Raw genomic sequence first — 725 nt, forward strand, 5'->3', positions numbered from 1 at the left:
CGGGGCCGGCGCTGGGCCTGGCGGCGCTGGCGGCGCTGGCCTGGTGGGGGCCGTCGGCGCTGTTCCGGCCGGTCTTCGTGCTGGCGCTGAGCTATGCGGTGTTCCTGGCCGGCTTTGCCCGCCTGCCGGCGCTGCTGCGCTACAACCGGCTGGGCGATTATTCCTACGGCATGTATATCTATGCCTTCCCGCTGCAGCAGCTGGCCGCCCATTGGGGCATGCTGAGTCCGGGGCAGAACATTGCCCTGGCGCTGGCGCTGACGCTGCCCTGCGCGGTGCTGTCCTGGCACCTGATCGAAAAGCCGGCGCTGGCCTGGGTGCCGCGCAGCCGGCGTCCCGCAATACAGGAGGCGGCGCCATGACGCTGGTGATATTGGGCGAGATCGGCCAGCTGGGCCTGGAACTGGCGCGCCGGACCGATCCGGCAGAGACCGTGATCCTGGGCCGCGAGGTGGCCGAGTTCACCGATCCCGAAAGCTGCGCCGCGCTGGTGCGCGACAGCGGCGCCAGCGCGGTGATCAACACCGTGGCCTATACCGCGGTGGACCAGGCCGAACGCGAGGAGGCGCTGGCCGCCACCATCAACGCCACCACCCCGGGCGCCATCGCGCGGGCCTGCGCCGAGATCGGCGTGCCGCTGGTGCATGTCTCGACCGATTACGTCTTTGACGGCACCGGCAGCGCGCCGTTCCCGCCCGAGGCGCCCCCCGGCCCGCTGGGCGCCT

The 725-nt window shown here is 71.9% G+C and carries 1 protein-coding gene and 1 pseudogene; both read left to right on the top strand.

Going from position 1 to position 725, the window contains the following annotated elements; genetic code table 11:
* Positions 1-362, top strand: a pseudogene (locus CVM52_RS27340) (hypothetical protein); the annotation flags it as partial.
* A partial coding sequence (locus tag CVM52_RS26290; RefSeq protein WP_133120026.1) for a sugar nucleotide-binding protein occupies positions 359-725 on the top strand: 367 nt, incomplete at its 3' end. The pseudogene CVM52_RS27340 and the gene CVM52_RS26290, both read left to right, overlap by 4 nt.

The organism is Pseudooceanicola lipolyticus, assembly GCF_002786325.1.
Lineage (GTDB): Bacteria > Pseudomonadota > Alphaproteobacteria > Rhodobacterales > Rhodobacteraceae > Pseudooceanicola_C > Pseudooceanicola_C lipolyticus.